The organism is Methylobacterium tardum (assembly GCF_023546765.1).
GTDB classification, from domain to species: Bacteria; Pseudomonadota; Alphaproteobacteria; order Rhizobiales; family Beijerinckiaceae; genus Methylobacterium; species Methylobacterium tardum.
In genome coordinates this window covers 1100475-1124579 of the sequence record NZ_CP097484.1, presented here as the reverse complement: position 1 = coordinate 1124579, position 24105 = coordinate 1100475, and the positions used below count along the sequence as shown (strand labels likewise).

Annotated in this window: 16 protein-coding genes and 5 pseudogenes; 11 read left to right on the top strand and 10 right to left on the bottom strand. The window is 64.0% G+C overall.

Going from position 1 to position 24105, the window contains the following annotated elements:
* Nucleotides 1-6: 6 nt before the first annotated feature.
* Genes M6G65_RS05415 through M6G65_RS05405 form a run of 3 tightly spaced genes read left to right on the top strand, consistent with a single transcriptional unit; the run spans nt 7 to nt 3141 of the window.
* On the top strand, nt 7-1071 hold the full coding sequence (locus M6G65_RS05415) for a dTDP-4-dehydrorhamnose reductase family protein (RefSeq protein WP_283214918.1): 1065 nt from the start codon (nt 7-9) through the stop codon (nt 1069-1071).
* Nucleotides 1068-2120 (top strand): polysaccharide biosynthesis protein, encoded by a 1053-nt coding sequence (locus M6G65_RS05410; protein WP_238200040.1) that lies wholly within the window; start codon nt 1068-1070, stop codon nt 2118-2120. The genes M6G65_RS05415 and M6G65_RS05410 overlap by 4 nt, the downstream gene beginning before the upstream one ends.
* A gap of 28 nt (nt 2121-2148) precedes the next feature.
* On the top strand, nt 2149-3141 hold the full coding sequence (locus tag M6G65_RS05405) for a UDP-N-acetyl glucosamine 2-epimerase (protein WP_250103671.1): 993 nt from the start codon (nt 2149-2151) through the stop codon (nt 3139-3141).
* 193 nt (nt 3142-3334) lie between these two features.
* On the opposite strand, the gene M6G65_RS05400 is transcribed toward M6G65_RS05405, so the two are convergent.
* The 3 genes from M6G65_RS05400 to M6G65_RS05390 all read right to left on the bottom strand — a co-directional run bounded on the left by M6G65_RS05400 (nt 3335) and on the right by M6G65_RS05390 (nt 8744).
* Nucleotides 3335-7105 carry a glycosyltransferase gene (locus M6G65_RS05400; RefSeq protein ID WP_250103670.1) on the bottom strand — a complete coding sequence of 1257 codons (3771 nt, stop codon included), beginning with the start codon at nt 7103-7105 and terminating at the stop codon, nt 3335-3337.
* Nucleotides 7106-7422: 317 nt separating this feature from the next.
* The gene (locus M6G65_RS05395; protein ID WP_238200035.1) at nt 7423-7845 is read right to left on the bottom strand and encodes a hypothetical protein; all 423 of its coding nucleotides are present in this window, start codon (nt 7843-7845) and stop codon (nt 7423-7425) included.
* A complete protein-coding gene (locus tag M6G65_RS05390; RefSeq protein ID WP_250103669.1) occupies nt 7842-8744 on the bottom strand; it encodes a class I SAM-dependent methyltransferase in 903 nt (300 codons plus the stop codon). Before M6G65_RS05390 ends, M6G65_RS05395 begins: the two co-directional genes overlap by 4 nt.
* A 927-nt stretch (nt 8745-9671) precedes the next feature.
* On the opposite strand from M6G65_RS05390, the gene M6G65_RS05385 reads away from it, so the two are divergent.
* Nucleotides 9672-10043, top strand: coding sequence for an HNH endonuclease signature motif containing protein (locus M6G65_RS05385; RefSeq protein WP_250103668.1), 372 nt, complete (start codon nt 9672-9674; stop codon nt 10041-10043).
* Nucleotides 10044-10085: 42 nt separating this feature from the next.
* On the opposite strand, the gene M6G65_RS05380 is transcribed toward M6G65_RS05385, so the two are convergent.
* From M6G65_RS05380 to M6G65_RS05365, 4 genes and pseudogenes are all read right to left on the bottom strand, one after another.
* Nucleotides 10086-11285: an IS256 family transposase gene (locus tag M6G65_RS05380; protein ID WP_238200371.1), complete on the bottom strand. Its 1200-nt coding sequence runs from the start codon at nt 11283-11285 to the stop codon at nt 10086-10088.
* Nucleotides 11286-11757: 472 nt separating this feature from the next.
* Nucleotides 11758-12552, bottom strand: coding sequence for an ABC transporter permease (locus M6G65_RS05375; protein WP_250103667.1), 795 nt, complete (start codon nt 12550-12552; stop codon nt 11758-11760).
* A gap of 474 nt (nt 12553-13026) precedes the next feature.
* Entirely contained in the window at nt 13027-13281 is a 255-nt protein-coding gene (locus M6G65_RS33885; protein ID WP_373323960.1) for a hypothetical protein, read from the bottom strand.
* Between the two features lie 1829 nt (nt 13282-15110).
* Nucleotides 15111-15498 (bottom strand): annotated as a pseudogene (locus tag M6G65_RS05365) (ISL3 family transposase); the annotation flags it as partial.
* A gap of 93 nt (nt 15499-15591) precedes the next feature.
* Here M6G65_RS05365 and M6G65_RS05360 point away from each other — a divergent pair.
* A complete protein-coding gene (locus M6G65_RS05360) occupies nt 15592-16944 on the top strand; it encodes an IS701 family transposase (protein WP_238200256.1) in 1353 nt (450 codons plus the stop codon).
* 25 nt (nt 16945-16969) lie between these two features.
* On the opposite strand, the pseudogene M6G65_RS05355 reads toward M6G65_RS05360, so the two are convergent.
* Together M6G65_RS05355 and M6G65_RS05350 are read right to left on the bottom strand one after the other, a co-directional pair.
* A pseudogene (locus tag M6G65_RS05355) lies at nt 16970-17230 on the bottom strand (transposase); the annotation flags it as partial.
* A 309-nt stretch (nt 17231-17539) separates the two neighbouring features.
* Nucleotides 17540-17713: a transposase gene (locus tag M6G65_RS05350; RefSeq protein ID WP_238200258.1), complete on the bottom strand. Its 174-nt coding sequence runs from the start codon at nt 17711-17713 to the stop codon at nt 17540-17542.
* A gap of 133 nt (nt 17714-17846) precedes the next feature.
* Here M6G65_RS05350 and fcl point away from each other — a divergent pair, with 133 nt between their 5' ends.
* The 6 genes and pseudogenes from fcl to M6G65_RS05320 all read left to right on the top strand — a co-directional run.
* Nucleotides 17847-18818 (top strand): GDP-L-fucose synthase, encoded by a 972-nt coding sequence (fcl, locus tag M6G65_RS05345; protein ID WP_250103666.1) that lies wholly within the window; start codon nt 17847-17849, stop codon nt 18816-18818.
* A 93-nt stretch (nt 18819-18911) separates the two neighbouring features.
* Nucleotides 18912-19895, top strand: a complete 984-nt coding sequence (gmd, locus tag M6G65_RS05340) for a GDP-mannose 4,6-dehydratase (RefSeq protein WP_250103665.1) — start codon at nt 18912-18914, stop codon at nt 19893-19895.
* 16 nt (nt 19896-19911) lie between these two features.
* Nucleotides 19912-20880 carry an NAD-dependent epimerase/dehydratase family protein gene (locus M6G65_RS05335; protein ID WP_250103664.1) on the top strand — a complete coding sequence of 323 codons (969 nt, stop codon included), beginning with the start codon at nt 19912-19914 and terminating at the stop codon, nt 20878-20880.
* A gap of 104 nt (nt 20881-20984) precedes the next feature.
* Nucleotides 20985-22331: a mannose-1-phosphate guanylyltransferase/mannose-6-phosphate isomerase gene (locus M6G65_RS05330; RefSeq protein WP_430929568.1), complete on the top strand. Its 1347-nt coding sequence runs from the start codon at nt 20985-20987 to the stop codon at nt 22329-22331.
* A 1-nt stretch (nt 22332) separates the two neighbouring features.
* Nucleotides 22333-22444 (top strand): annotated as a pseudogene (locus M6G65_RS05325) (IS5/IS1182 family transposase); the annotation flags it as partial.
* Nucleotides 22445-22528: 84 nt separating this feature from the next.
* A pseudogene (locus M6G65_RS05320) lies at nt 22529-22732 on the top strand (IS5/IS1182 family transposase); the annotation flags it as partial.
* 41 nt (nt 22733-22773) lie between these two features.
* Here the strand turns inward: M6G65_RS05320 and M6G65_RS05315 are convergent.
* Nucleotides 22774-24033, bottom strand: a pseudogene (locus M6G65_RS05315) (IS3 family transposase).
* Between the last annotated feature and the right edge of the window lie 72 nt (nt 24034-24105).

Genomic DNA, 24105 nt, shown 5'->3' with positions numbered 1-24105 from the left:
CCCGCGATGGCCACAGTCAACCCAGCTTCGTCTTATTTCGCTCGAGATCCCGGATTTCGCTGCAGGTCGGCTTTCGTCAGCCCGCAATCCGTCCACCACAACGGCTTCCCCGGCAAGGCGCGTGCGCGGGGCGAGGCGGGCGTAGCTCGCGTACCCGCTGCGGTCTCGACAATCGCGGGCGGATTGGGCTACGGGGTCTGCCCTACTTTGCAGATAGTTGGGCTCGTGCGAGTTCTTATCTTCGGCGCCTCAGGAATGCTCGGTCACGCCATGTGCGAGGTGCTGGCTGAGGCCGGCCTCGACGTCTATGGCTCCAGCCGCGGCTCGCTATCGTTGCCCGGGGGCATCCTTGAAGGTATAGACGTTCTCGACATCGACGACCTTCACCGCGCCTTCGAGGCCGCGCGCCCGCAACTCGTTGTCAATGCGGTCGGCCTCGTTAAACAACTGGCTACAGCGGACGACCCGCTTGAAGCCGTGCCCATCAACACACTTTTGCCGCACCGCCTCGCCCGGCTCTGTCGTATTGTGGGCGCGCGGCTCGTTCACGTGAGCACGGATTGCGTTTTTTCCGGGTTGCGGGGCGGATACACGGAGGACGACGCGCCGGACGCGGTCGATCTCTATGGCACTTCTAAGCGTCTGGGCGAGGTGAATGAGGAGGGCGTGATCACGCTCAGGACCTCTATCATCGGCCACGAGCTGCGGGGTCAGCACGGGTTGGTTGAATGGTTCATGCACGCACCGCACATGGTCCAGGGCTACACGAGAGCAATCTTCTCCGGCGTGACGACGCGCGAGCTCGCCCGCGTCGTCCGCGACATAGTGATCCCGCGAGCAGACCTCTCCGGTCTCTTCCACCTTAGTGCCGCGCCGATCAGCAAATACGACCTGCTGCGGCGGATCAACGACGCGTACGGGCTTGGCCGGACTATTGAGCCAAGCGAGCGAGTCGTGATCGATCGGTCGCTCGACTCGAGCCGTTGGCGGGCGGCGACCGGCTACGTCCCGCCGTCCTGGGACGCCATGATCGCGGACATGCGCTCTGCGTGGGAGAGAAGAGAGGGATGAGGGAATCTTCGAAGACGCTGGCTGGCCGGACGATGCTCGTCACCGGCGGTACGGGATCGTTCGGCCACGCGGTCGTGGCGCGGGCGATTGCGTCGGACGCGCGCGAAATCCGGATCTACAGCCGTGACGAGAAGAAGCAGGAGGACATGCGGCACGAGTTCGCTGATAGTCGCCTGCGCTTCTACATCGGTGACGTTCGGGAGTACCGGGGACTAGAGGATGCGTTGCGCGGGGTCGACCTCGTCTTCCACGCAGCCGCTCTCAAGCAGGTCCCCTCCTGCGAGTTCTATCCGGGCGAAGCTGTGCGCACCAACGTGCTCGGAACCGAGAACATGCTCGCCGCAGCAATCGCTAACCGCGTTGGTCGGATCGTCGTGCTGAGCACGGATAAGGCCGTTTATCCAGTCAACGCGATGGGCATGTCCAAAGCGCTGATGGAGAAGCTTGCGGTCGCGAAGTCGCGCGTGCTGACGAACGCTGACACGCGCATCTGCGTGACGCGCTACGGCAACGTCATGGCCTCGCGTGGCTCGGTGATCCCGCTCTTCGTGCGGCAAATCAAGGCGGGTCGACCGATCACGATCACTGACCCTAAGATGACTCGATTCATGATGTCGCTGCCCGAGTCGGTTGATCTCGTGCTGCACGCTTATGACAATGGAAACCAGGGCGACATCTTTGTGCAAAAAGCGCCAGCCTGCACGATCGGGGAGCTGGCCGAGGCACTCCAGATCGTCTTCGAGCGCCGCGTTCCGATCCAAGTGATCGGAACGCGGCACGGCGAGAAGTTGCACGAGACACTCGTCTCGCGAGAAGAAATGGCCCGCGCTTCCGAATTCGGGCGCTACTATCGTGTGCCGGTCGACGATCGCGACCTCAACTACTCGAAATTTTTCACCGAGGGTGAGACAGCGGTTAGCGCACTTGACGATTTCACGTCCTCGAATACGGAGCACCTGACGCAGGACGAGCTTCTACGCCTCTTGAGCAGCCTAGACTACGTGCGGCAGGAGCTCGCGTCACGGGAACCCGGCTCCCAAGGCGTCTGATCAGCAAGGGCTCAGCCCAGGACGTATGATGCGCAAAATCATGACTATTGTCGGGACGCGCCCCGAGCTCATCAAGATGAGTCGGGTTATCGATGCTCTCGACGTACAGTTCCATCAGCTCCTCGTGCACACTGGTCAGAATTTTGATTATGAGTTGAGTGAGATATTCTACCGGGATCTTGGGATTCGCAGGCCGGATGAGTTTCTCGGCGCTGCGGCCGGCTCACCAATGGAAACCATTGCGAATATCCTGCTACTCTCCGATCGCCTGATGGCAGAGTGGCAGCCAGAGGCCGTGCTCATTTACGGCGATACAAACTCGGGCCTCGCCTGCATCCCGGCGAAGCGGCGCAAGATCCCGATCTTCCACTTCGAGGCCGGCAACCGTTCCTTCGACGCGCGAGTGCCAGAGGAAATCAATCGCAGAATCATCGATCACACGAGCGATGTAAACCTCGTCCTGACCGAGCACGCGCGCCGCTACCTTTTGGCAGAAGGTTTTCCAGCGGATCGGATATTTAAAGTTGGCTCGCATATGCCGGAAGTCTTGGCCCACGCTCGCGCGGGCATCACGGCCTCCGACGCGACAGCTCGGCTCGGCCTCGCGCCGGGTGCCTTCTTCCTGGTCAGTGCGCATCGCGAGGAAAACGTTGACGATCCACTGCGCCTTGACCTGCTGGCTCAGGGGCTCGACGTGCTGGCCGAGCGGTATGGGCAGCCTGTGGTTGTCTCCACGCACCCGCGTACCCGACAGAGGCTGGAGAGCGCGAGCATAGCATGCGCTCGGCCGGAAGTTCGATTCCTCTCTCCATTCGGCTTCTTGGATTACGTCCGGCTGCAACTCGACGCACGCTGCGTCATCTCGGATAGCGGTACTATCTCGGAGGAGGCGGCGCTCCTCGGCTTCCCTGCGGTGACTCTGCGGGAAGCCCACGAACGCCCCGAAGGTCAGGAGGGGGAGCAGTCGCTTTGGTCTCGCGCCTCGGCCCGAAAGAAATCCTTTCTGGCGTGGAAGTCGTGATGGCAACGCACGACAGGACGAGAAGGCAACCGGTTCCGGATTACGATCTCGGGCCCGTCTCGGGCCCGATCGTGCGGATCGTTTCGGGGTACATCGACTATGTGAACCGGGTTGTCTGGTCACGCTGAGGGTGTCTACGCCTGGGCACCTTCGCAGAGATGGCGCCAGCCCAAAACTCGACCGGCTGCGCCGACTACACGCGCGTTCGTCGTGCTCCACTCCACGTACGCTTCGGAAGAGACGAGGCGTTTTTGCATAACTGCTGTCCGAGCAGATCTGAGTATAGGGTTAGCAATTCTGCACCCTGGTCCTCGGAGGTCCGAGCGGGGACCGCAGGGCGAACCTCGCGCAGGATTGCGCCGGGATCGCGGTCCATCGCAGCGAGTGCCGAGGCGAGGCCGTCCAGAGAGCTGACGTCGACTATGAAGCCGTCAACTCCGTTGCGGACCTCCTGGCCCATGGCGCCGCGGTCGCTCGCCACAATCCAGAGTCCTGCCTGCTTCGCTTCGCGCGCGACCAGCCCGTAGCTCTCGGGCCAAATAGAAGGAGCGAGCAGCACGTCGAGTCCGGCGTAGAGGTCGGGCATCCGGTGCTGGTGGAGCCGACCGAGGATGCGGACTGGTGTCGTGCCCCAGACCGCTAAGGACTGGTAGTTTGCCGACCGAGCGTCATCGACGACGGTGAGATCGATGTTGGCAAAACGGCCATCTCGGAATGCAATTTCGGCGAGGCTGCCACCCTTGTGAAGCCCGCGCCCGCCAAGATAGCCCATGCGCAGACGCGAACCATTTGTCGTGGTGCGAGGCGTAATCGGTATCTTCGGGCAGCCGTTCGACAGGGTGCGCACGCTCGCTTCGCCCGCGGATCGGTAAATGTCGGTCAGCGCATCCGAGACGGCGAGCACCGCCCGAGCACCCCGGAGCAGTTCACTCAGTCCAGCGCGCCGCGCGACCGATGCCATTTTCCCGATCTGAAGAGGTGGACTAGCCAGTATGGGGTCAGGGCTCGGCCATTGAATCCGGCCCTGAGAATCACAAAGGAACTGGTAGTCGGAGATCCACCACGCGTCGTGCAAGCTGATCACATAGGGCAGATCGCGCTGCTGCGCGGCTCTCACGACTGAGGCGCTCAGCTTCTGGACACAGTGGAAATGAATGAGGTCCGGCGCGGTCCGGTCAAGAATTTCGCCGAACTGCTCCTCTACCGCTGCATCGAACGGCTTCCAATCGCCCTCCGCCGCTGCGGCGATCGGGATGCGAAACACGGGCACGTCGCGGTAGCGGTCGACTCGGGTCAGGCGCGGATCACCGTGCATGTCGTCTGCGGCGACTAGGACTAGATCGAGCCAGTCGGAAGCGTGATCAATCAGGAAGTCGATGTTCTCGCGCATGACGCGCGTAGCGCCGCCAATCAGCGCGGGGGGCTGGAACACGTTAACGATCATAATTCGCCGGCGTTCGTGCGGTTGCGGCTGCGCGAAGGCGAGTGCCCGTCCCGAACCCTCCGCGCCGACGGGATCGCACCCCTCCGGCGGGTCGCCTAGCCACGCCTGCAACTGAGATGCGGCAGCGTCGAGCCCATACTGTTCTAGCGCTGTCTGGCGCGCCCGCTCGCCTATGGTGTCCCGCAGCAAGGCGCTGCCGATCAGGCTGTCAAGGGCGTCGCGCCACTCGTCCGCCGTGGCTGCCAGACGTGCGTTTACGCCATCCCGTAGCACCTCTCGGTACGTTCGCGTTGCGCTGACGATGGACGGAATACCGAACATCGCAGCTTCTAACCATTTTATCTCGCTCTTTGCGTCTGTCATTGCCCCGGGCGACAGCACGGAGAGGTTGATGTCGGCCAGTGCGAGTACCTCCCAGTATGCGTCCAGGTCCGCGTCAAATTCGAAACGGTGAATGCGGTCGAGGTAGGGGCCGAATCGTCGATCGAGGTGAACGTGACCGGCCGTCACCAGGCGCATATGGGGGTGCCGCGCGAAGGCGTCGATCAGGGCGGGGGCGAGCAGGTCAGCGAAGTCGCGGTTGTGTGCCTGCGTTCCCGACCCATAAAATAGGGTAACACTGCTCTGGCGGCCGACGCGCCTGCGAGCGAAATAGTGCGCGTTGCGGTGATCGAGCCCGTTCCTGAGGATATGGCACTCGCCTGATCTGACGAAGGGACGCATTGCCTGTGCGAGGGCGGGCGTAGAGGCCAGTCCAACGTCGCACAGACGTATGGCGAAGCGTACGAGCGGCACCTCAACCAGCAATCCTACGTATTGCTCCTGCGAAATTTTACCCGCAAAATCCGCGAGGGGTTCTGGGTAGCAGGCCGCATCGAAGATGAGGTCGCCGATCTCGTAGGCGGTGGGCACCCCGAGTGCTCGCGCGGTAAGGATCGCGTGGATGACAGGCGGAGTTGCCGTCAGACGGTAGAAGATCGCCTGCCCGGCCCTTGTCAGCGCTGCGCGGAAGGCCTCGGTCTGCTGCTTCTCGTAGATCTCAACTTGCCAACCCGCATGCTCGAGCTGCTGCCTCTTCTGTGTGACCCGGTAATGGTCGCATTGGGGCAGATCGCGGTTGGCCAGAATGATGACGAGACGGCTCACACAGGGAGGGAGAAGGGATGGCAGTGGATCGAGCCAGGGTAGGGTCTGCGCAACGAAGCCACTCGCGCCCTCAAGTAGGTTGTCCCCCGCCGCGCGGTCGCCGGCGCGGTAGAGAGCTCGCGCCTTGTCCTGTTTATCGTCAAAAAACACCCGCAGCAGATCGTGACCCGTGTTCCGCCACGCCGTGAGGTGGCCGTACTCCTCCGACGACTGCCGGAGCGTGGAGAAGGCAGACTCGAGGTCGCCGTGCTCCCCCTGCAACTGTGCCGCGTGAAGGAAGCTCCACAGGCCTGCGTTCGGCTGCGCTGCCGCTAGCTCGAAATCGGCGAGCGCCGCGGTCTTGTCGCCCAGTGCCAAACGCGCATCACCCCGCTTATGAAGAAGGGGCCCAGACCCGCTGCCCGAGGAAATAGCTAGGTCGAAGGCATCGCGGGCTGCCGCAGCGTTCCCCCGCACGAGGTGGTAGTCGCCCACCGCTTCGTAGAATGCAGCGGCCTCGGCACCCGCCGAAGGTAGGGCGAGGCCAGCAGCGAAACCATGCGCGACGAAGTCTCTGAGCGCCGCTGAGCGGCCCAGTGCGACGTCCCGGCCAACCTTCCTCGCGGCTACCCTGTAGCGCCGCTCGTCAAAGCAGGTCGGGAATTCACTTAATCCCAGCGTTACGTCGAGGAAGCTCGCCTCACTCGGCTCCTCTCCCTCCTGCATTCCATACAAAAGCCAGTGGCGGTACAGGTCCGCGTCCGATTGCGCCGCGAGGTCTGGATGTTCACTCCGGTAAAAAGCCGGATCGAAGGCTAAGCCACGCGCGATTGGGGCGAGGCGCCGGACGCCTTCCGACGCGAACAGGCGAAGGGCTTCGACGAGGCACGGTTGAGCTCCCTCGAGCCATCCTCTGTTCAGTAGCGTGAAGTCTAGAAGGACGAAGCGTGTGAGCCAGACACCGGCTGGCAATCCAGATTTCGCCAGCATCTCCGTGACAAGCGCTTGCACATCGGTCTCGAAGGCGTAGTCGCGTCCGCAAAGAGCTTTAATGTCCTCTGCAGTTAACGTAAGTTCGCATTCGAACTTGAAGCGCCGTCCCTCCCTCTCGCCGTAGCGGATGAAGTGCTCGGCGAGCTGCCAGTCCTTGAACAACGTCGCAAGGTCGCGATTAAGAGCGCGGTAGGTCTTTGCGTCAAATTCCGGGGGGAGTGGCTTGCGGCCCACCTCAAGGTACGAGATGTATGCAGCAGGGTTGGCGAAGCGTCCTTCCTCGCGACCGTGATGCCGGTAATGTTGACGAGCCCGCGCGGGATCCATGCCACGAAGGTCGTCGTAGAAATCCGTGTAGAACGCGGCATCGAAGTCGGAAACCTGATCCTCTTCGGTCGCCACGCGCTCGAGCCAGCGAGACACAATTTTAGTCATTCGGAGGAGGCTCTTCCCGAAAGTAAAGAAAACATTTATTCGTAAACTCAACTTGTGCTCCTCTCGGCTCGCCTGACGCCGTAGAGCCTCAGGCACTGTCCGGCCAAGAAATCGACCTACTGTCCGTAGTGAAGACTACGGCGACTATCGCCACTTGAATTTGAGGCTGCGTGCCTCAGCGAGCATTTTGGGAGGATCACGACCCGCGTGCGGGAGGTCCGGCTGGAGGCGAGTAGTGGCAACAAGCAGAGTTGACGCAGAGTAGCGCCTTCATGCCCGAGCCCCTAGTCTTGGCTACGCCGCTCGCGGAAGCTCACCAGATCCGGAGCAAGTGGCACGTGATCTAGCAGTATAGCAGGCACGTCTTTCACCGCGGCCAGCGAGAATCCAAAATCGGTGAAGCTCTCGTAGCTTGCGATGTAGTGCTTTACCACTTTGGGGTAGCGTCCGGTTATGAGAAAGATTCCCGTAGTATGTTCGGCGCGGATGAGGCAGCTGCCCTCGTTCAACTCGGGGCCCATTGCGATGGACGTAATCTCGTCACTGTGGACGAGCGCCTCGGCCTCGGCGAAGAGGGCATCGTACACAGCGGGACTGGCCACACGGTGCCGCCGCCCGTGGAACATGAGCCAGACGTCGGGCTTGCCCGGCTCTACTAGGCGCAAGCCGTCTAAATCGGTGCGTATCTCAAACATCGGCTGGGTCAACTCTTGTCGCGCGCCCGAAAGGCCTGCATCCGCCGGGCATATTCGTGCTCGTTGGGATCGTCGGCGACGCGTTCTCGCGCAAGTTGCAAGGATCGCAGCGTCGAGACCCTGTCTGTCGGGTCGTGGGTGCGCAGTCGCACGATGAATTCAAACTCGCCGACAACGGTGGCTTGGATGTGCTCGGCGATAAAAGGGAAGTAACCAAGTTTCGCTAACGCCTCGCAGCATCGTAGGAAGCTGTCGGGCGTGAATACCCAGCAGTGGCTGTCGAAGTAGCGTGCCTCGGTCCGCAGGGAGGCCGCCTGATCATGGGCGAGTTGGAGGCCTATGTCGCCCATAAAGCTGCGCAGTTCGATCCGGCTTGGGTCGCAGTTCCAAGAGACCGACTTGTCGAGATCGACGGCTGACCAGCAATGATCAAACACCTGCCTCATAGAAGGGCGCCGGTAACGTTGGAAATGAGCCTCCATCATTTCGCCGACCGTGCTCTCGGCGCGGGCAAAGTCGAACGTGTGTCGTCGGTCTGGAATAATTAACCCGACCAAGCCCGATCGAACGAGGAGGCTATGGATTTCCAGGAGCCATCCCACGACATCCGGAACGTGCTCAATGACATGTGCTGCTACAGCATAATCAAAAGGTTTGAAATTAGGGATAATTTGAGAGATCGGCGTATCGCCCCAGGTATAGTCTATATCGAGAATGTTCTCGGGACGTATGCTTGATCCACTTGCGTGCTGTCGCCGTACAACTTCTGTCGAGGCGTAATCGACGTACGAAATATCACCCTCTTGCTTGCGCACGAGTGGATTGTCGAGCGGGCCGAACTCAATGCCACGGCACTGTGCGGGATTGAGGGAGCCCAGAACGAGGGCGCGACGTTCAGATAGGTACGACATAGCCTTACTCGTGCACAGTGCCTGTCAGCCGTTAGGTACGCCACCGGCTTCATTCGAGCCGCTATTCGAAGCTGCTCCCCCTCGCCTACCGCCAGGGCTGGGCATGCCATTGTGTGCACGCGCAACGATCCCCAGAAGTCGAGAGGCGGCCCGGAGACGCGACCGCGAGAGGATGCAATCCGGCACAGTTTGGATCGTCGATGATGTGAGCCACGATGTGGTTGCGGCATATGTGTCGTCGGTTGCATCGTCAGCCACGTGTAGCTCGCACGTCGCGCATCCACAAATTGAGAGTTGAGCGCCTACTAATCGAGGTTCGGACATGTCGGTCGCGGATGCGGCGTTCGGGAAATTGGGTCGCAATGCGAAGGCGTAGGAGTTTCACAACGCGTTGGCCATACCTGGACGTGCGAATTTTCCAATGTCTGCTCGGTTTGTGGGCAATGGCTTTTGGGAGCAGCGTTGCCCTTATTCGCCTCCAGGACAACGACTTGACCGCATGCGCAGACCGCCAGCGGCACCTAAACGGCGCCCATTCGAAGCTGCCGTTGCACAATCGCAACACAACCCCCTCTCGTGAAATTTAATAGGGGCTGCCAAAGGGCGTCGAATAGGGGATGATGAGCATAGCGATTAGGCACGCCAATCGGCGCGCTGAGAAAAATTTCTTACAATAGGACGGATCCTATCTTTACGATCCACAACTCCCTGCGCGTCCGCTGAAAAAGAACTTTTCGGCCGGTCAGGTCAATCGCGGCCCGCGGCTGCGAAGCTGGCGATCCCGGTTTCCTCGGCTGTCTCGCCGCTTGTGCCGTGCTCGGCGCGCGAGCTGCACGCCTACTGGATGGCCGAGACCCGGTGTGAGCTTGCCGAGGTCGCGGCTGACCCCGCCGGACCGACCGCGGACAGCGCTGCGAGGATGGCGTGATGGCGCGGCGGGAGTTCAGCAAGGCGGTTCTGCGGGCCGCTCTCGCCCGAGCTGGCGGGCGCTGCGAGGGTGTGCTCCCGGACAGTAGCCGCTGTCCATGCGCGTTGCAGGTCGGACGGTTCCACTACGACCACATCGTCCCAGCGGCGCTGATTGAGGATGCCTCGCTTGCGAACTGCCAGGTGCTGTGCCGGCCCTGTCACGCGGCCAAGACAGTGCTGGATGTGAGCGTGATCGCGCGGGTACGGCGGATGCGTGACCGGCACGCGGGTGTTGTCGATCCTTACCGCCGGCCATTGCCCGGTAGCAAAGCCAGCCCGTTCAAGCGGCTGATCGGCGGGGGCGTGGTCGTGTCCCATAGCGTGGTGTAGCTTCGGCGTGGCCACCACGATCACCGGCCTGGGCCGGATTGATCAGGCTGCCAGGGTGGGCAGGCTGACGAGAGGATCATCGCCGATTGGCGCGATGCTTTCCAGGGTGATGTAGCGGGAGCGCTGGACGGCCCACTCGTCGTTCTGTTCCAGCAGGATCGCGCCGACGAGGCGCGTGATGGCCGCCTCGTTGGGGAAGATGCCGACCACCTCGGTCCGGCGTTTGATCTCACCGTTCAGGCGCTCCAGCGGGTTTGTGGAGTGCAGCTTGACCCGATGCTGGGTGGGGAAGCCCATATAGGCCAGCACGTCCGGCTCAGCCTCGTCCATCAGGGCGGCGAGCTTGGGGACCTTCGGCCGGAGCTGATCAGCCACGCGCCGCCACTGCTGACGGGCCGCCTCGGCGTCGTCCTGGGCAAATGCCGTGGCGATGAAGGCCGAGACGACACGCCGCCCGCTGCGTCCGGCATGGGCGAGCACGTTGCGCATGAAGTGGACACGGCAACGCTGCCAGGTGGCGTTCATTACCTTGGCCACCGACGCCTTGATGCCCTCGTGCGCGTCCGAGATGACCAGCTTGACCCCGCGCAGGCCGCGGCGCGCCAGCTTGCGGAGAAAGTCCGTCCAGAACGTCTCGGCTTCGGAGGGACCGACATCCATGCCCAGCACCTCGCGACGGCCGTCGCCGTTGACGCCCACCGCCACGATCACCGCTACCGAGACGATGCGGCCGTCCTGGCGCACCTTCACGTAGGTCGCATCGATCCAGAGGTAGGGCCACTCGCCCTCGATCGGCCGGTCGAGGAACGCGCCCACGCGCTCGTCGATCTCCTGGCAGAGCCGGCTGACCTGGCTCTTCGACACACCCGTGCCACCCATGGCTTGGACGAGATCATCGACCGAGCGGGTTGAGATGCCCTGGATATAGGCCTCCTGGATCACAGCCGTGAGCGCCTTCTCGGCCATGCGTCGAGGCTCCAGGAAGCCCGGAAAGTAGCTGCCCTTGCGCAGCTTCGGAATGCGCAGCTCGACCGTGCCGGCACGCGTCTGCCAATCCCGGTCACGGTAGCCGTTGCGTTGGACCAGCCGCTCGGCGCTCTTTTCGCCGTGGGCCGCGCCGGTCAGGCCACCGACCTCCAGCTCCATCAGGCGTTTGGCCGCAAAGCCGATCATCTCGCGCAGAAGATCTGTGTCGGCGCTCTTCTCCATCAGCCCGCGCAGGGCCATCATCTCGTCGGTCATCGGGGGTCTCTCGGGTTCGAGGTTGGTGCTCGCAACCCCACCCTACCTGGCAACCGCCGATGACCACCCCGCGAGAGATCCCGCCTGCTACAGCGCTGTCAAGGGCGCGCAGGCGGGCTCTCCCGCTACCGGCGAGCTACACCACCTCCAGGGACACGACCGGGGGCGGTGGTCTGCCGTGACACGGGCGAGCGGTTGGATAGACGCGGCGAGTAGAGACATCTGCTGCCCAAGTGACGCGAAGACTCGCTCTAGAGCCGTTGTGGCGCAGTCGTTTTGCGCCAGCCCGCGGCGCACGGGATTGCCCTTCGGTTGGACGACCGGCAGCCCGCGAGACCCAGAAGTGGCCTCGTCTACTCAGCTGTGACTGAAGTGGCCTGAGCGCCCGCCTCGCAACCTTTTCGAAGTTCCAAGCTGCTGATATCTGAGTCGCCAAACGCGGATTCTCAATATGAATGTATCCCAGGCCAGTTCACGCACTCATCTTCGCCACCACGTGCTTCACGATCAAAAGCCCGATCGTTATCGAGGTTAGGCCGAACATTGTAATGTATAGATAGTCTATTTCCAAGCCAGCATAGGGATAATACGCCGACCGCATCCACTCAGCTAATTGAAGAACCGGATTGAATTTCATCCAGTAGTATATTTTATCGGGCATGTAGCTCGGAAGAAACATTACTCCGCTGGAAATATACAAAACAATACTCAAGAGAGCGTATCCTATGAGCCATCCTGGAAAAAAGCCAATGATGGCGACGTTAATTGTTCCGATGCCGATACCGAGAATGATTGCCGAGAGGTAGGCGCACATGGCAACGAAAGGATCGGATGGAACTGGATTAGTGCCGATGCATAGAAGAACACTGATGACAACCAAGAGGGCTAGAAAGCCAGTTACGATTTCGGCGAGGATTCGAGCAAATATAACATCGAATAGCTTTACCTGAGGATAATAGGTGAGTGGGCGGTTGGAGATGACCGCTTTCATGACCTCGCGCGAGATGTACTGGAACACCAGCACCGGGACTGCGCCTGAGGCGAAGAACAGCGCCCGGTCATCACCCAAAGGGACCGCTAGTTTCTGGAACGTGTAGATCGCGATCAGCATGAACACGTGCACGCAGGGCCACAGCACGACCACGCCGTAGCCCCATAGCGAGGCTCCGAAGCGGGTGCGCATGTCGCGCAGCATCAGGGCGTGCAGCACGTGCAGATAGGACTCTCCCAGGCTCTTCGGTGCCACGGAGCCAGGTAAAATCGGCATCACGGATCGTCCCTGTGGGTATGAAGCTTGTTCGGCGAGAAATTGGGCTAAAGTTGGTTCCGGAGGGTAACCGCTCGGCCTAGCAACCGCGGGAGGCCGGGGAATGAGCGATCATTACCTATCGCCCCGGGCGGCACGCCTTGGCCTACGCCGGCGCGATCAGCCCCACCTTGCAACGGAGCTTGCCGATATCTCGGCCCCAATGATGCGAGTCGGGGCAGGTTTCCATCACGACAAAGCAAGAGGGCTGGGCGGCAAGAATGGCCAATGCCTGATCCCGTCGCAGCGTCTTGCAGAGCACCAGAGCGTATTCGCGCGCTCGTGTCCCAGGCCACTCGCCCCCGCCGCTCCGTCGTAGATTGTGGGCACCCCGTCGGCATCCAGCCCCACCTGCCAGTCTGCGCCTCCGGGCATATCCTGCTCAGACAGACCGCTGGATGCGCGGCTTCAAGATGGGTTCTCGATTCCGTCGTGCTATTGCTCGAGATGCGCCCGGAGGATGGGCAGCACCGCGTCGCGTGTCGGTAGGGCGCGTAGGGGCCGACCACCGAGGGTAACGTCCAATCCGAGAAGGAAACCGCCGTTCGCCTCGAATCCCGCAACGACCTGGGCGTCCGCTGCCTTCGCCTGCTCCATGCCGGCGATGACGAAGGGTGAGCCGACCTTCGTGCGCACGACTCTTTCGAAGCCACCTGATCGCTCGAGAGCTGATCCGGCCGTAACCGGCATTACGACCGCACCGGCGCTCAAGTAACGGGCAGTGATGGGGCCGAGCACGTCACCCCGCACGATCCGCCCTGCCCCGTCCGCGATCAGGGGCGGTCGGCGTCACCGTCGGTCGTGACCAGCGCATCGAAGTCTCCGGACGTCATGACGTCGCGGATGAAGGCGATGTCTTCGGGACGATGCGCCTCGGCATCGATCGGCACGAAGATGTCGGACCGGCCGATCGGCGTCGCGCCGGCGCCAAACGCGCCGAGCAGATCGGTCAGCAGGTCGCGCGACCGAGCTCCGCTGACACACCGCGACGCGCAGCCCGTTTAGAATCCCCGGCGGAAAAGCTTCGCTGTAGCGGCGATGATAGCGCGCGACGGCGTCGGGTTCCGATGTAGCGGCGACGGGGGCCGCCCCTCGCCCGCAGCCGTCACATCACCCAAAGCGGCCAGGATGGCCGCTTCGTCGGCCTTGGTGATATCTCCGTCGGGCCGAGAGAACTTCAGGCCGTTGCGGTCCTCGGGAATGTGGCTGCCAGTGGCCAGGACCGCTTAGGCGCCGCATCTCAGCGCTCACCTCCGCTGGCAGTGCCTGATCCCCCGCCTCCACCACTCAAGCTAGATCCGACACTACCGGAGAGTTGGCTCGGTGTGCCCAACTGCGTCCCGTTGGGGTTGGTGTCCAGACTTTCCTCTGGCGAGGTGAGGCCACCCGGTGCTGGGTTGAAGGGCTTGATGGGATCAAGTGCTGGTCTGCCGCCCGCTAAAGGGATTACCACTCGATCGGTTCGGACCTGAGTCTCACACAGACCCTGGCAGATCGGCATCATGAGGTCTGTCGGCTGGCAGATGGGCTTCATCACGCCCTGAATGCACGTGCATCGGCAGAGGGCAGACGCGGGCGCTGATAGCAGCAGGAGGGAAATGGCGAGCATCAGTAAGCGCATGGTGACCAGCCCGACTGCCCGCGAAGGGCGACAGAGGCTGATAGCACATCCGGTCCGAAGGCTCGAACGCACCTAACGCTCATTGCCCGCGGTACTCCTTCCGGCTTGGGTGAGAGCGCCTGCGGTCAGCGCGGAGATGAAACCCACTGGCCGACGCATCGGAATATTCCTTGAGCGATGATCGTCAGCCACGCTGGCTTGAAGCTCTGAGGCTTCGAAGTGCGCGCGATGCTCGATCACAGGGCTGAGCGCGAAGGTGGAGCTCGCCCTCAGCCTCGCTTCCGCGCTGCCCGCACGGTCCGTCTCACCGCCAAGTCGGTCTGCTGCGTGAAGTATAATCGCAGATCGCGGATGAAGGCGATGTCTTCGGGACGATGCGCCTCGGCATCGATCGGCACGAAGATGTCGGACCGGCCGATCGGCGTCGCGCCGGCGCCAAACGCGCCGAGCAGATCGGTCAGCAGGTCGCGCGACCGAGCTCCGCTGACACACCGCGACGCGCAGCCCGTTTAGAATCCCCGGCGGAAAAGCTTCGCTGTAGCGGCGATGATAGCGCGCGACGGCGTCGGGTTCCGATGTAGCGGCGACGGGGGCCGCCCCTCGCCCGCAGCCGTCACATCACCCAAAGCGGCCAGGATGGCCGCTTCGTCGGCCTTGGTGATATCTCCGTCGGGCCGAGAGAACTTCAGGCCGTTGCGGTCCTCGGGAATGTGGCTGCCAGTGGCCAGGACCGCTTAGGCGCCGCGCCGCATCGCTTCGAGGGCGAGAGCTGGAGTTGGTAGAGCACCGCAACCGATTGCTGTGAAACCCGGCGCAGCCGCGGATGATGCGCACCGTACTGTATGAGGCTGCGCTTGATCCTCCCTCGGTTTCACGATTCTCCCGCACTTTGCGTGGATCAGGCGGCGAGGAGCACGCGGCGGAGGAGTGCGAAGCTGGCGCGGCTGTACATGGTGCGTTTCAGCATCTTCAGCCGACTGATCTGCCCTTCGGCCTGCGCGTTACTCCAAGACGTCGTCAATGCCGCCCGAACCGCCGGCCCATCCTGCGCCATGCCAGCCTCGAAGGTCTCTAACGCCGCGACGCCGCAGTTGCGCGTCTCCGAGAGCCATCTATCGAGTTCGCCGACCGCATCCGCCAGTGGGTCGCCATCCAGGCCGCAGGCGCGCACCAGCATCGTGAACCGCCGCGTCAGATCGGCAACGCGTGCTGCTTGGGCATCCTTCTGGATGCGGGCGGTTAGCCGCGGCCTGGGGCGGCACCGTCTTGATGGGCTGGACTAAGCTCGACTTTGGCCATTTGCGGCGGGTTGGGTGGGCGGAGGTGACGAAGCGGGCGTGACGGATAGGCTGGTGGCGTCCCCGCCAAGAGACACCGCCATGCTGCCCCTGCCTGCCCGCTTCGCCGGGATCATCCTGGCGTTCGCGCCGCTGTTCGTCCACCGCTCGTGGCGCCATGCTCAGCTGTTGCTGATCGACGCGATCCTGACGCCGGGGCGGCGCACGGTGACGAGCGTCCTGCGCATCATCGGCCGCGCGCAGGAGCGGCGGTTCGTGAACGTCCACCGCATCCTCAACCGCGCTGCGTGGTACCCGCGCTCCGGCAGCCGTATCCTGCTCGGGCTTCTCGTCGATACGTTCGCGCAACGCGGCCCCGTGGTCCTGGGACTGGACGATACGATCGAGCGCCGCCGCGGCAAGCGGATCGCGGCCAAGGGCATCTACCGTGATCCAGTTCGCTCCTCCGACAGCCATTTCGTCAAGGCGAGCGGGCTGCGCTGGATGAGCCTGATGGTGCTCGCCCCGATCCCCTGGGCGGGGCGCGTCTGGGCGCTGCCGTTCCTGACCGCGTTGGTGCCGTCAGAGCGCGCCTGTCGCGAACGGGGCCGTCGGCACAAGCCTCTGCTCGACGTCGGACGCCAACTCGCTCTCCAGGCTCGCCGCTGGCTGCGCGCACGCGACCTCGGGGTGGTGGGCGGCAGCGGCTTCTCGGCCTTGCTGTTCCTCGACGCGATGCGCCGCGCCCGCATCACGACGATCACCCGCCTGCGGCTGGATGCTGCTCTCTACGAGCCGGCCCCACCGCGGCCGCCCGGCACGATCGGACGCCCGCGGACCAAAGGCGCGCGGCTGCCGACGCTCGCCGCGATCCTCGCGGCCAAGGACACGCGCTGGCACGCGGTCGTGGTGCCCGGCTGGTACGGGGCGGGCGCGCGCACCCTTGAGATCGCCTCCGGGACCGCCGTGTGGCGGCACGGCGGTCTGCCGGTCGTGCCGATCCGATGGGTGCTGGTGCGCGATCCCGAGAGCCGCTTTGCACCGCAGGCCCTGCTCTGCACCGAACCGATGCGCGAGCCCGCGCAGATCGTGGGGTGGTTCGTGCGGCGCTGGACCGTTGAGGTCACCTTCCAGGAAGCGCGCGCCCATCTCGGTGTCGAGACGCAGCGGCAGTGGTCGGACAAGGCCATCGCCCGCACTACGCCCTGCCTGCTCGCCCTATTCTCGATCGTCACGCTGCAGGCTGCACGGCTCCCAGTCCGCCAACGGCAACGGATCGCGGCCGCCGCGTGGTACCCCAAACCGCGCCCGACCTTCGCCGATGCTCTGGCCGCCGTGCGCTATGCGATCTGGCGCGAGCGGACTTTGGCAACATCACCGCGCCGACGCGCCCGAACAAAACCCCGCTTCCGTTTGCCAGCGCCCTGGGCCTATGCCCTCTGCCACGCCGCATGAGTGGCCAAAGTCGAGCTAAGAGCGTCTAACAAAACCATCGTTCGATGAAGCGCCACACTATGAGGGCGGCGGCCAGCGTCGAGAAGGCGAGATGGATGTCGGCTCGTCGCTCGTAGCGGATGGCGAGGCGGCGGAACTGGGCGAACCAAGCCAGCGTGCGCTCGGCGACCCACCTGTGGCGTCCCAGTCGCTGGCTGCTCTCGATCCCGCGCCGGGCGATACGGTGCTGGATGCGACGGTGGGTCAGGGCTTGACGACAGCGGCAGTGGTCGTAGGCCTTATCAGCATCTGTGGACGGCAGAGCTGGTCGTGCCACACGCCGGACAACGGACAGGGACACGCTGCGCACGGGCGACGATGACGAGACTGCCGTTGGTTCGATGACGCGCTCGATGGTGCAGCCCGGCAAGGATGAGGACAGGATCATCCGCCTGGTGAATCAGCCCGTGCGATCCCCGTCATCGCGACCGTTCCACGCGAGGTGCGGGAGAACCGTGAAGTCAGGAGAGGAGCAGTTCATCGCTAAGTACAACTGCGAAAGTCATGTGGCATGCGGCGCTCCGATGATGGAGCGGACGCCGCTTGGCGTGCGGTTTTAGCGGCCGAAGGAAGCTTGGTTCGCCTCAACCAGAGCATCCATGCTGGCGAACAGCTCACAGTGCGTGACCTCGCGGCGGAACTGGCGCCAGAGCATCTCGATCGGGTTCAGCCACGGGCTGTAGGCCGGAAGGTAAAGCAGGACGAGGCGGCCAGCGGCGGCGCGCAGCACCGCCTCGACCTCGTCATCCTCTGCGTGCTGGCATTTTCGCCTCAGAAAACGCGTGATTACGTGGCGATTTCGCGCCGCAAAGGGCTATTGAGAGCTCGGACAGAGCAAGCTTTTGGCAGGGAACGAACACGTGATGGACGGGCGGGATCAGACCATCTTCGTTGCGGGCCATCGTGGGATGGTCGGCTCGGCGATCGTGCGCCGGCTGCGGGAACTCGGCCACGAGCGCGTCCTGACCGCCGACCGGCAGGCGCTCGACCTGCTCGACCAGGCGGCGGTCCGGCAGTTCTTCGCCGAGCACCGGATCGATCAGGTCTACCTCGCCGCCGCCAAGGTCGGCGGCATCCACGCCAACAACACCTATCCGGCCGAATTCATTCACGACAACCTGCTGATCCAGACCAACGTCATCCATGCCGCCCACATGAGCGGCGTCGACCGGCTGCTGTTCCTCGGATCGTCGTGCATCTACCCGAAGCTCGCCGAGCAGCCGATGCGCGAGGATGCGCTGCTCACCGGAGTGCTTGAACCGACCAACGAGCCCTACGCCATCGCCAAGATCGCCGGCATCAAGATGTGCGAGAGCTACAACCGCCAGTACGGGCGCCGCTATCGCAGCGTGATGCCGACCAACCTGTACGGGCCGAACGACAATTTCCACCCCGAGAACGCCCATGTCCTGCCGGCGCTGATGCGGCGCCTGCACGAGGCGAAGGCCGAGGGCCGCGCGACGGTCACCGTATGGGGGACCGGCCGGGCGATGCGGGAATTTCTCCACGTCGGCGACATGGCCCGCGCCAGCGTGTTCGTGATGGAGATGGACGACGCGCTCTACGCGGCGAATACGCGGCCGGATCTGTCGCACATCAACGTCGGTACCGGCGAGGATTGTACCATCCGCCAGCTGGCCGAGACGCTGGCGCGGGTGATCGGCTACGAAGGCGATCTTGCGTTCGACGCGACCAAGCCCGACGGCACGCCGCGCAAGCTGATGGACGTGTCGCGGCTCACCGCCATGGGCTGGCGGCCGCAGATCGGCCTGGAGGATGGATTGCGCCAGACCTACGGCTGGTTCCTGGAGAACCACGCCACATTGCGAAGCTAACAATATCAAGGCGATGGTGATCGGCTTGGTTAGCCTTGACGCGGATGCGGTCGCGGTCGTAGCAGCCGGGCATCTTTGGAACGAGACGGGTTCATGACGGTCAAGCGAGCGCTGATCACAGGTGTGACGGGCCAGGACGGCGCGTATCTGGCGCAACTGCTCCTAGAGAAGGGTTACGCGGTGACCGGCATCGTGCGCCGTTCCAGCCATGCCGGCGTCTTCGACCATCGGTTGAAGTGGCTCGGCATCCTGGACGAGGTCGAGCTGGTCGACGGCAACCTGCTCGACCAATCCGCCCTGCTACGCATCGTCCAGGCCGCCAAGCCCGACGAGATCTACAACCTCGCCGCTCAGTCCTTCGTCACCTCCTCCTGGCAACAGCCGCTGCTGACCGGGCAGGTGACGGGGCTCGGCGCCGTGCACATGCTGGAATGCCTGCGCTCGGTGGCCCCGCAGGCGCGCTACTACCAGGCCTCGACCTCGGAGATGTTCGGGCTGATCCAGGAGGAACGCCAGAGCGAGACGACGCCGTTCTACCCGCGCTCGCCCTACGGTGTGGCCAAGCTCTACGCACACTGGATGACGATCAACTACCGGGAGAGCTTCGGGCTGCACGCCTCGAACGGCATCCTGTTCAACCACGAGAGCCCGCTGCGGGGCGTGGAGTTCGTGACCCGCAAGGTCACGGACGCGGTGGCGCGGATCAAGCTCGGCAAGCAGAAGGAGCTGCGGCTCGGCAACATCGACGCCAAGCGCGACTGGGGCCATGCCCGGGATTACGTGAAGGCGATGTGGCTGATGCTGCAGCAGGACCGGCCGGACGACTACGTGATCGCCACGGGGCGGACCACGACGGTGCGGGACATGTGCGCCATCGCGTTCAAGCATGTCGGCCTGGATATCGGCGACCACCTCGTCATCGACCCGGCCCTGTTCCGGCCGGCGGAGGTGGAGGTGCTCCTGGGCAACCCCGCCAAGGCGAAGGCGGCCTTCGGCTGGGAGGCGCAGACGAGCCTGGAAGCGCTGATCACCGAGATGGTCGACGCCGACATCCGCCGCCTCAGCGCAAACGCCTGAGCCGACACGTCAAAACATGAGGCGCATTCTCGTCACTGGCGCCTCCGGGTTCGTAGGTGGCCACGTTCTCCAAGGTGTTCGCGATGCCTTCGCCTCGGCCGAAATCCTAGGCGTCGGGCGTCGCGATTTGCTCAAAGTGCCGGACGGAGTTTCCTACGAGCGGCTCGACCTCGTTGATCCAATCGCGGTCGCGAGGCGGATCGGCACCTTCCGGCCCACTGACGTGCTTCACCTTGCGGCCGAATCGCCGATTGTTCGCGCTGACACATCAAAGTTTGACACGTGGCGTCTCAACTTCGGAGCGGTGTACGATCTGATCGACACTCTCGAGCGGATCGGAGAGCCTTGCATTTTCGCTTTCGTTAGCTCGGGCGAGGTCTACGGACGCGCGTTCATCGGCGGGTGCCCCGTAACCGAGCAGACAGCACCGCAGCCGATGAACGCCTATGCTCATTCCAAGTGGTTGGGCGAGCAGCTAGTGCTCAAGTCGACCGAAGGGACTTGTCTTAAGCCGATCGTGCTGCGTCCCTTCAATCACATCGGCCCGCGACAAGATCTGGCCTTTGCAATCGCCTCCTTCGCGCATCAGATCGCGCTGGCCGAAGTTGGGCAACGACCGCCCTTCGTGGAAGTGGGCAACCTATCTGTGCAGCGCGACTTCCTCGACGTCTCGGATGTTGTGGGTGCCTATATCAAAATTCTTCAATGTGCGGAGATGTTTAGTGGTCCTCAGACCTTCAACATATGCTCTGGTGAGCCGCGAAGCATCGAGAGCATACTGATCGGCTTAAAGAGGCTGTCCCGAGTTGCCGTAGAAGTCCGTCGCGATCCCACAAGGGCGCGGCAATCCGAGGTACCGCTGGCGTTCGGCGACGCCCGTCACCTACGGCTGGCCACAGGGTGGGTGCCGAAGATCGATATGACTGTGACTCTGGCTCGCATCTTGGACGATGCACGGACTAGGGCGGCAGACGCTGAATCGTGAGACACGCTGCGGAGAAATAAGTGAGCGACTGGAGCAACCAAGTTCTACCCGTGATCCTGTGCGGCGGGACGGGGACGCGGCTGTGGCCGGCCTCGCGGGAGAGCATGCCCAAGCAGTTCGCCCGGCTGGTGGACGCGGAGCGCTCGACGTTCCAGGCGACGCTGGCACGGGTGTCGGACGCGGCCGTGTTCGCGAAGGCGACCGTGATCGCCTCGGCCGAGGCCCGGTTCATCGTCGCCGAGCAGCGCGACCAGCTCGGTCTTGCCGCCGACATCCTGCTCGAGCCGCAGGGGCGCGACTCGGCCGCCGCGGTGGCGGTGGCAGCGCTGCACGCGGCGGCCACCGACCCGCAGGCGGTCGTGCTGATCATGGCCGCCGACCACGTCGTGCCCGACACCGCCGCCTTCGTGGACGCCGTGGTGCGCGCGGCCGCCGGCGCGCGGGCGGGCTACACCATGACGCTGGGCATCGAGCCGGACCGCCCCGCCACCGATTACGGCTACATCCGCCGCGGCGAGCCGATCGCCGAGGCGCCGGGCGCCGCCCGCGTCGCCCGCTTCGTCGAGAAGCCCGACCGGGCCGGCGCCGAGGCGCTGATTGCGGAGGGCGCGCTGTGGAACTCCGGCTACTTCCTCTTCCGCGCCGACCTGATGCTGGCCGAGCTGGAGGCGTTCGTGCCGGACGTGCTCGCGGCCGCGCGCGCGGCTTATGCAGCCGCGGTGACCGACCTCGACTTCGTGCGCCTCGATGCGGCGGCCTTCGCCCAGGCCCCCAAGATCTCGATCGACTACGCGGTGATGGAGCGGACCGCCCAGGCCGGCGTGCTGCCGGTGTCGTTCCCCTGGTCGGATGTCGGCACCTGGGACGCGGTCTGGCAGGTCCTGGACCACGATGAGGCCGGCAACGCGGTGCGGGGCCGGGTGTCGCTGATCGAGACGAAGAACAGCCTGGTCCACAGCCAGGGCGACGGCGTCACCGCTGTGGTGGGCCTGGAGGACGTGGTGGTGGTGTCCACGCCCGACGCGGTGCTGGTGGCCTCGAAGGCGCGCTCGGGGCAGGTGAAGGAGCTGGTGACCGCGCTGCGGGCGAAAGGTGAGCCGGAGGCGGACGCGCATCTGCGGATGTACCGGCCGTGGGGTTGGTACCAGCGGATCGACATCGGCGAGCGGTTCCAGGTGAAGCGGATCCAGGTGGTGCCGGGCGGCCGCCTGTCGCTGCAGAAGCACTACCACCGGGCGGAGCACTGGGTGGTGGTGCGCGGCACCGCCGAGGTGACGATCGACGAGCGGGTGGTTCTGGTCCACGAGAACGAGGCGGTCTACCTGCCGATCGGGTCGATGCACCGGCTGGCCAATCCGGGGAAGATCCCGCTGGAGCTGATCGAGGTGCAGGTCGGCTCCTATACCGGCGAGGACGACATCATCCGCGTCGAGGATATCTACGGGCGGTAGGCGCAAGAGATGCACGTGTCGGCATCTGCAGCTTAGCTTCTCGCATGAGTACGGCATATCGCTGGTTCTTGCGTTTGTCTCAGGCTGGCGTGTTCGAACGCTTAGCCCATGCTCTCACGATGCCCCCCAGTGGGTCGGACACGAGTCTGACCAACTGACCGTGCCATGGATGCGCAAGTGGCGTGCTTCGGTGGCGTAGGCGCAGACCGGACAAGCCGCATCCCGACAAGGGCTACGACCATCGCCGCTGCCGGCGCGAGTGCCGGGCGCGCAGCATCACACCACGCATCGCGCGTTGCAGCACCGGAACCAGCGAGGGGCCCGGCCGCTATCACTGGCTCGTCGAGCGGACGCTTGAAGGGCTGGCTCATTTCCACCGCCCCGCCACTCGCCGGCAGCAGACCCATTGCGGGATCTGGGCCGTATTGAGGTGTTGTTGCCCCTAAAGACCGGACAGGGTCTCCTGGGTTGATCGGGCGATGAACTCGCGCGGCGAACGGTAGCCGAGCGCACGATGAGGATGAAGGTTGTTGTAGTGTGCCAGCCAAACGGGGAGCTGGCGCAGCACGCTCTCGGCGTCTGGTAGCACCGAGACACGTACGTAATCGCGTTTCAAGGTTCGCACGAACGCCTCGGCCATGCCGTTGCTCTGCGGGCTTTCCAGCGGCGTTGTCTTTGGCACCAATCCAAGTTCACGGGCAAAGCGGCGAGTGTCGCGGGCCACGTAGCAGCTACCGTTGTCAGTCAGCCACTCGATCAGGCTCGGCAGCTGGTTGATCGCCCCGAAGCGATGCTCTACGGCGGCCACCATCAGGTCGCGGACGTCCTCGCCCGTGATGCCCGCCGTGGTCGCCACGTAGCTCATCGCCTCCCGGTCGCAGCAATCGAGCGCGAAGGCGGCGCGCACCCGCTCACCGTTCTCTGCTGCGATCTCCAGCCCGTCTGAGCACCAGCGCGTGTTGCGCACGGCCACCGCCACCTTGCCCTCGTGACGGCGCGTCTCGGCTCCCCCCGCATGTCGCTGGAGCAGGAGGCCGTGCACCTTCATGACCCGGTAAACCCGCTTGGCGTTCGGCGCAGGCCGCCCATCCCGCTCGGCCTGCCGGCGCAGAAGGGCATGGACGCGCCGATAGCCGTAAGTCGGCAGATCCGCGATGAGCGCCTGGATCGCGCCGAGCAACGCGGCGTCGGGTGCAGGCGGACGGCCGCGTCGGCCCATGGGCTTCCAGACGGGGGAGGCCTGCCTGGACGAGGCGAGGTGCGGGCGCGATACGCTCAAAGCTGCGGCCACAGCGCTCACCGGCCGTCCCCCGGCCACGAGGTCACGCGCGAGGGCAACGTTTTGGGGGCGGCGACCCGCTCCATCGCCTCGCGCAGGATCTCGGTCTCCAGCGTCTTCTTGCCCAGGAGCCGCTGCAGCTCACGGATCTGTGGCTCAGGCAGCCCGCAGCTCGGAGGCGGGCACCACTTCTTCGCCAGCCCCGGCGGCCGTGAACGCGCCGCGCTCCATCAGCCGACGCCACGTGAACAGCTGGTTGGCGTTCAGCCCGTGGCGGCGGGCGACGAGCGAGACAGACTGGCCGGGCAGATAGGTCTCCTCGGCGAGGCGCACCTTCTCCTGCGTAGTCCAGTGCCGACGCCGCTGGACGGAGGTGATCACCTCGACGCGTTCGGCGCGGGGCGGGTCGTTCGAACTCACCATACGGTCGGTCATAGGCACACACTTCCACAAGCGTGAGCCCCTGTCCCGTCATTTAGGGGGCTACTTCATGAG

What these genes read in the sequence shown, in the direction of transcription:
- M6G65_RS05385 (WP_250103668.1), top strand. Translation starts at nt 9,672, where the DNA reads ATGGCGCGGCGGGAGTTCAGCAAGGCGGTTCTGCGGGCCGCTCTCGCC.
- gmd (WP_250103665.1), top strand. Translation starts at nt 18,912, where the DNA reads ATGACGGTCAAGCGAGCGCTGATCACAGGTGTGACGGGCCAGGACGGC.
- M6G65_RS33885 (WP_373323960.1), bottom strand. Translation starts at nt 13,281, where the DNA reads ATGCCGGTTACGGCCGGATCAGCTCTCGAGCGATCAGGTGGCTTCGAA.
- M6G65_RS05390 (WP_250103669.1), bottom strand. Translation starts at nt 8,744, where the DNA reads ATGTCGTACCTATCTGAACGTCGCGCCCTCGTTCTGGGCTCCCTCAAT.
- M6G65_RS05375 (WP_250103667.1), bottom strand. Translation starts at nt 12,552, where the DNA reads ATGCCGATTTTACCTGGCTCCGTGGCACCGAAGAGCCTGGGAGAGTCC.
- M6G65_RS05405 (WP_250103671.1), top strand. Translation starts at nt 2,149, where the DNA reads ATGCGCAAAATCATGACTATTGTCGGGACGCGCCCCGAGCTCATCAAG.
- M6G65_RS05410 (WP_238200040.1), top strand. Translation starts at nt 1,068, where the DNA reads ATGAGGGAATCTTCGAAGACGCTGGCTGGCCGGACGATGCTCGTCACC.
- fcl (WP_250103666.1), top strand. Translation starts at nt 17,847, where the DNA reads ATGGACGGGCGGGATCAGACCATCTTCGTTGCGGGCCATCGTGGGATG.
- M6G65_RS05360 (WP_238200256.1), top strand. Translation starts at nt 15,592, where the DNA reads ATGCTGCCCCTGCCTGCCCGCTTCGCCGGGATCATCCTGGCGTTCGCG.
- M6G65_RS05335 (WP_250103664.1), top strand. Translation starts at nt 19,912, where the DNA reads ATGAGGCGCATTCTCGTCACTGGCGCCTCCGGGTTCGTAGGTGGCCAC.
- M6G65_RS05415 (WP_283214918.1), top strand. Translation starts at nt 7, where the DNA reads ATGGCCACAGTCAACCCAGCTTCGTCTTATTTCGCTCGAGATCCCGGA.
- M6G65_RS05330 (WP_430929568.1), top strand. Translation starts at nt 20,985, where the DNA reads ATGCCCAAGCAGTTCGCCCGGCTGGTGGACGCGGAGCGCTCGACGTTC.
- M6G65_RS05380 (WP_238200371.1), bottom strand. Translation starts at nt 11,285, where the DNA reads ATGACCGACGAGATGATGGCCCTGCGCGGGCTGATGGAGAAGAGCGCC.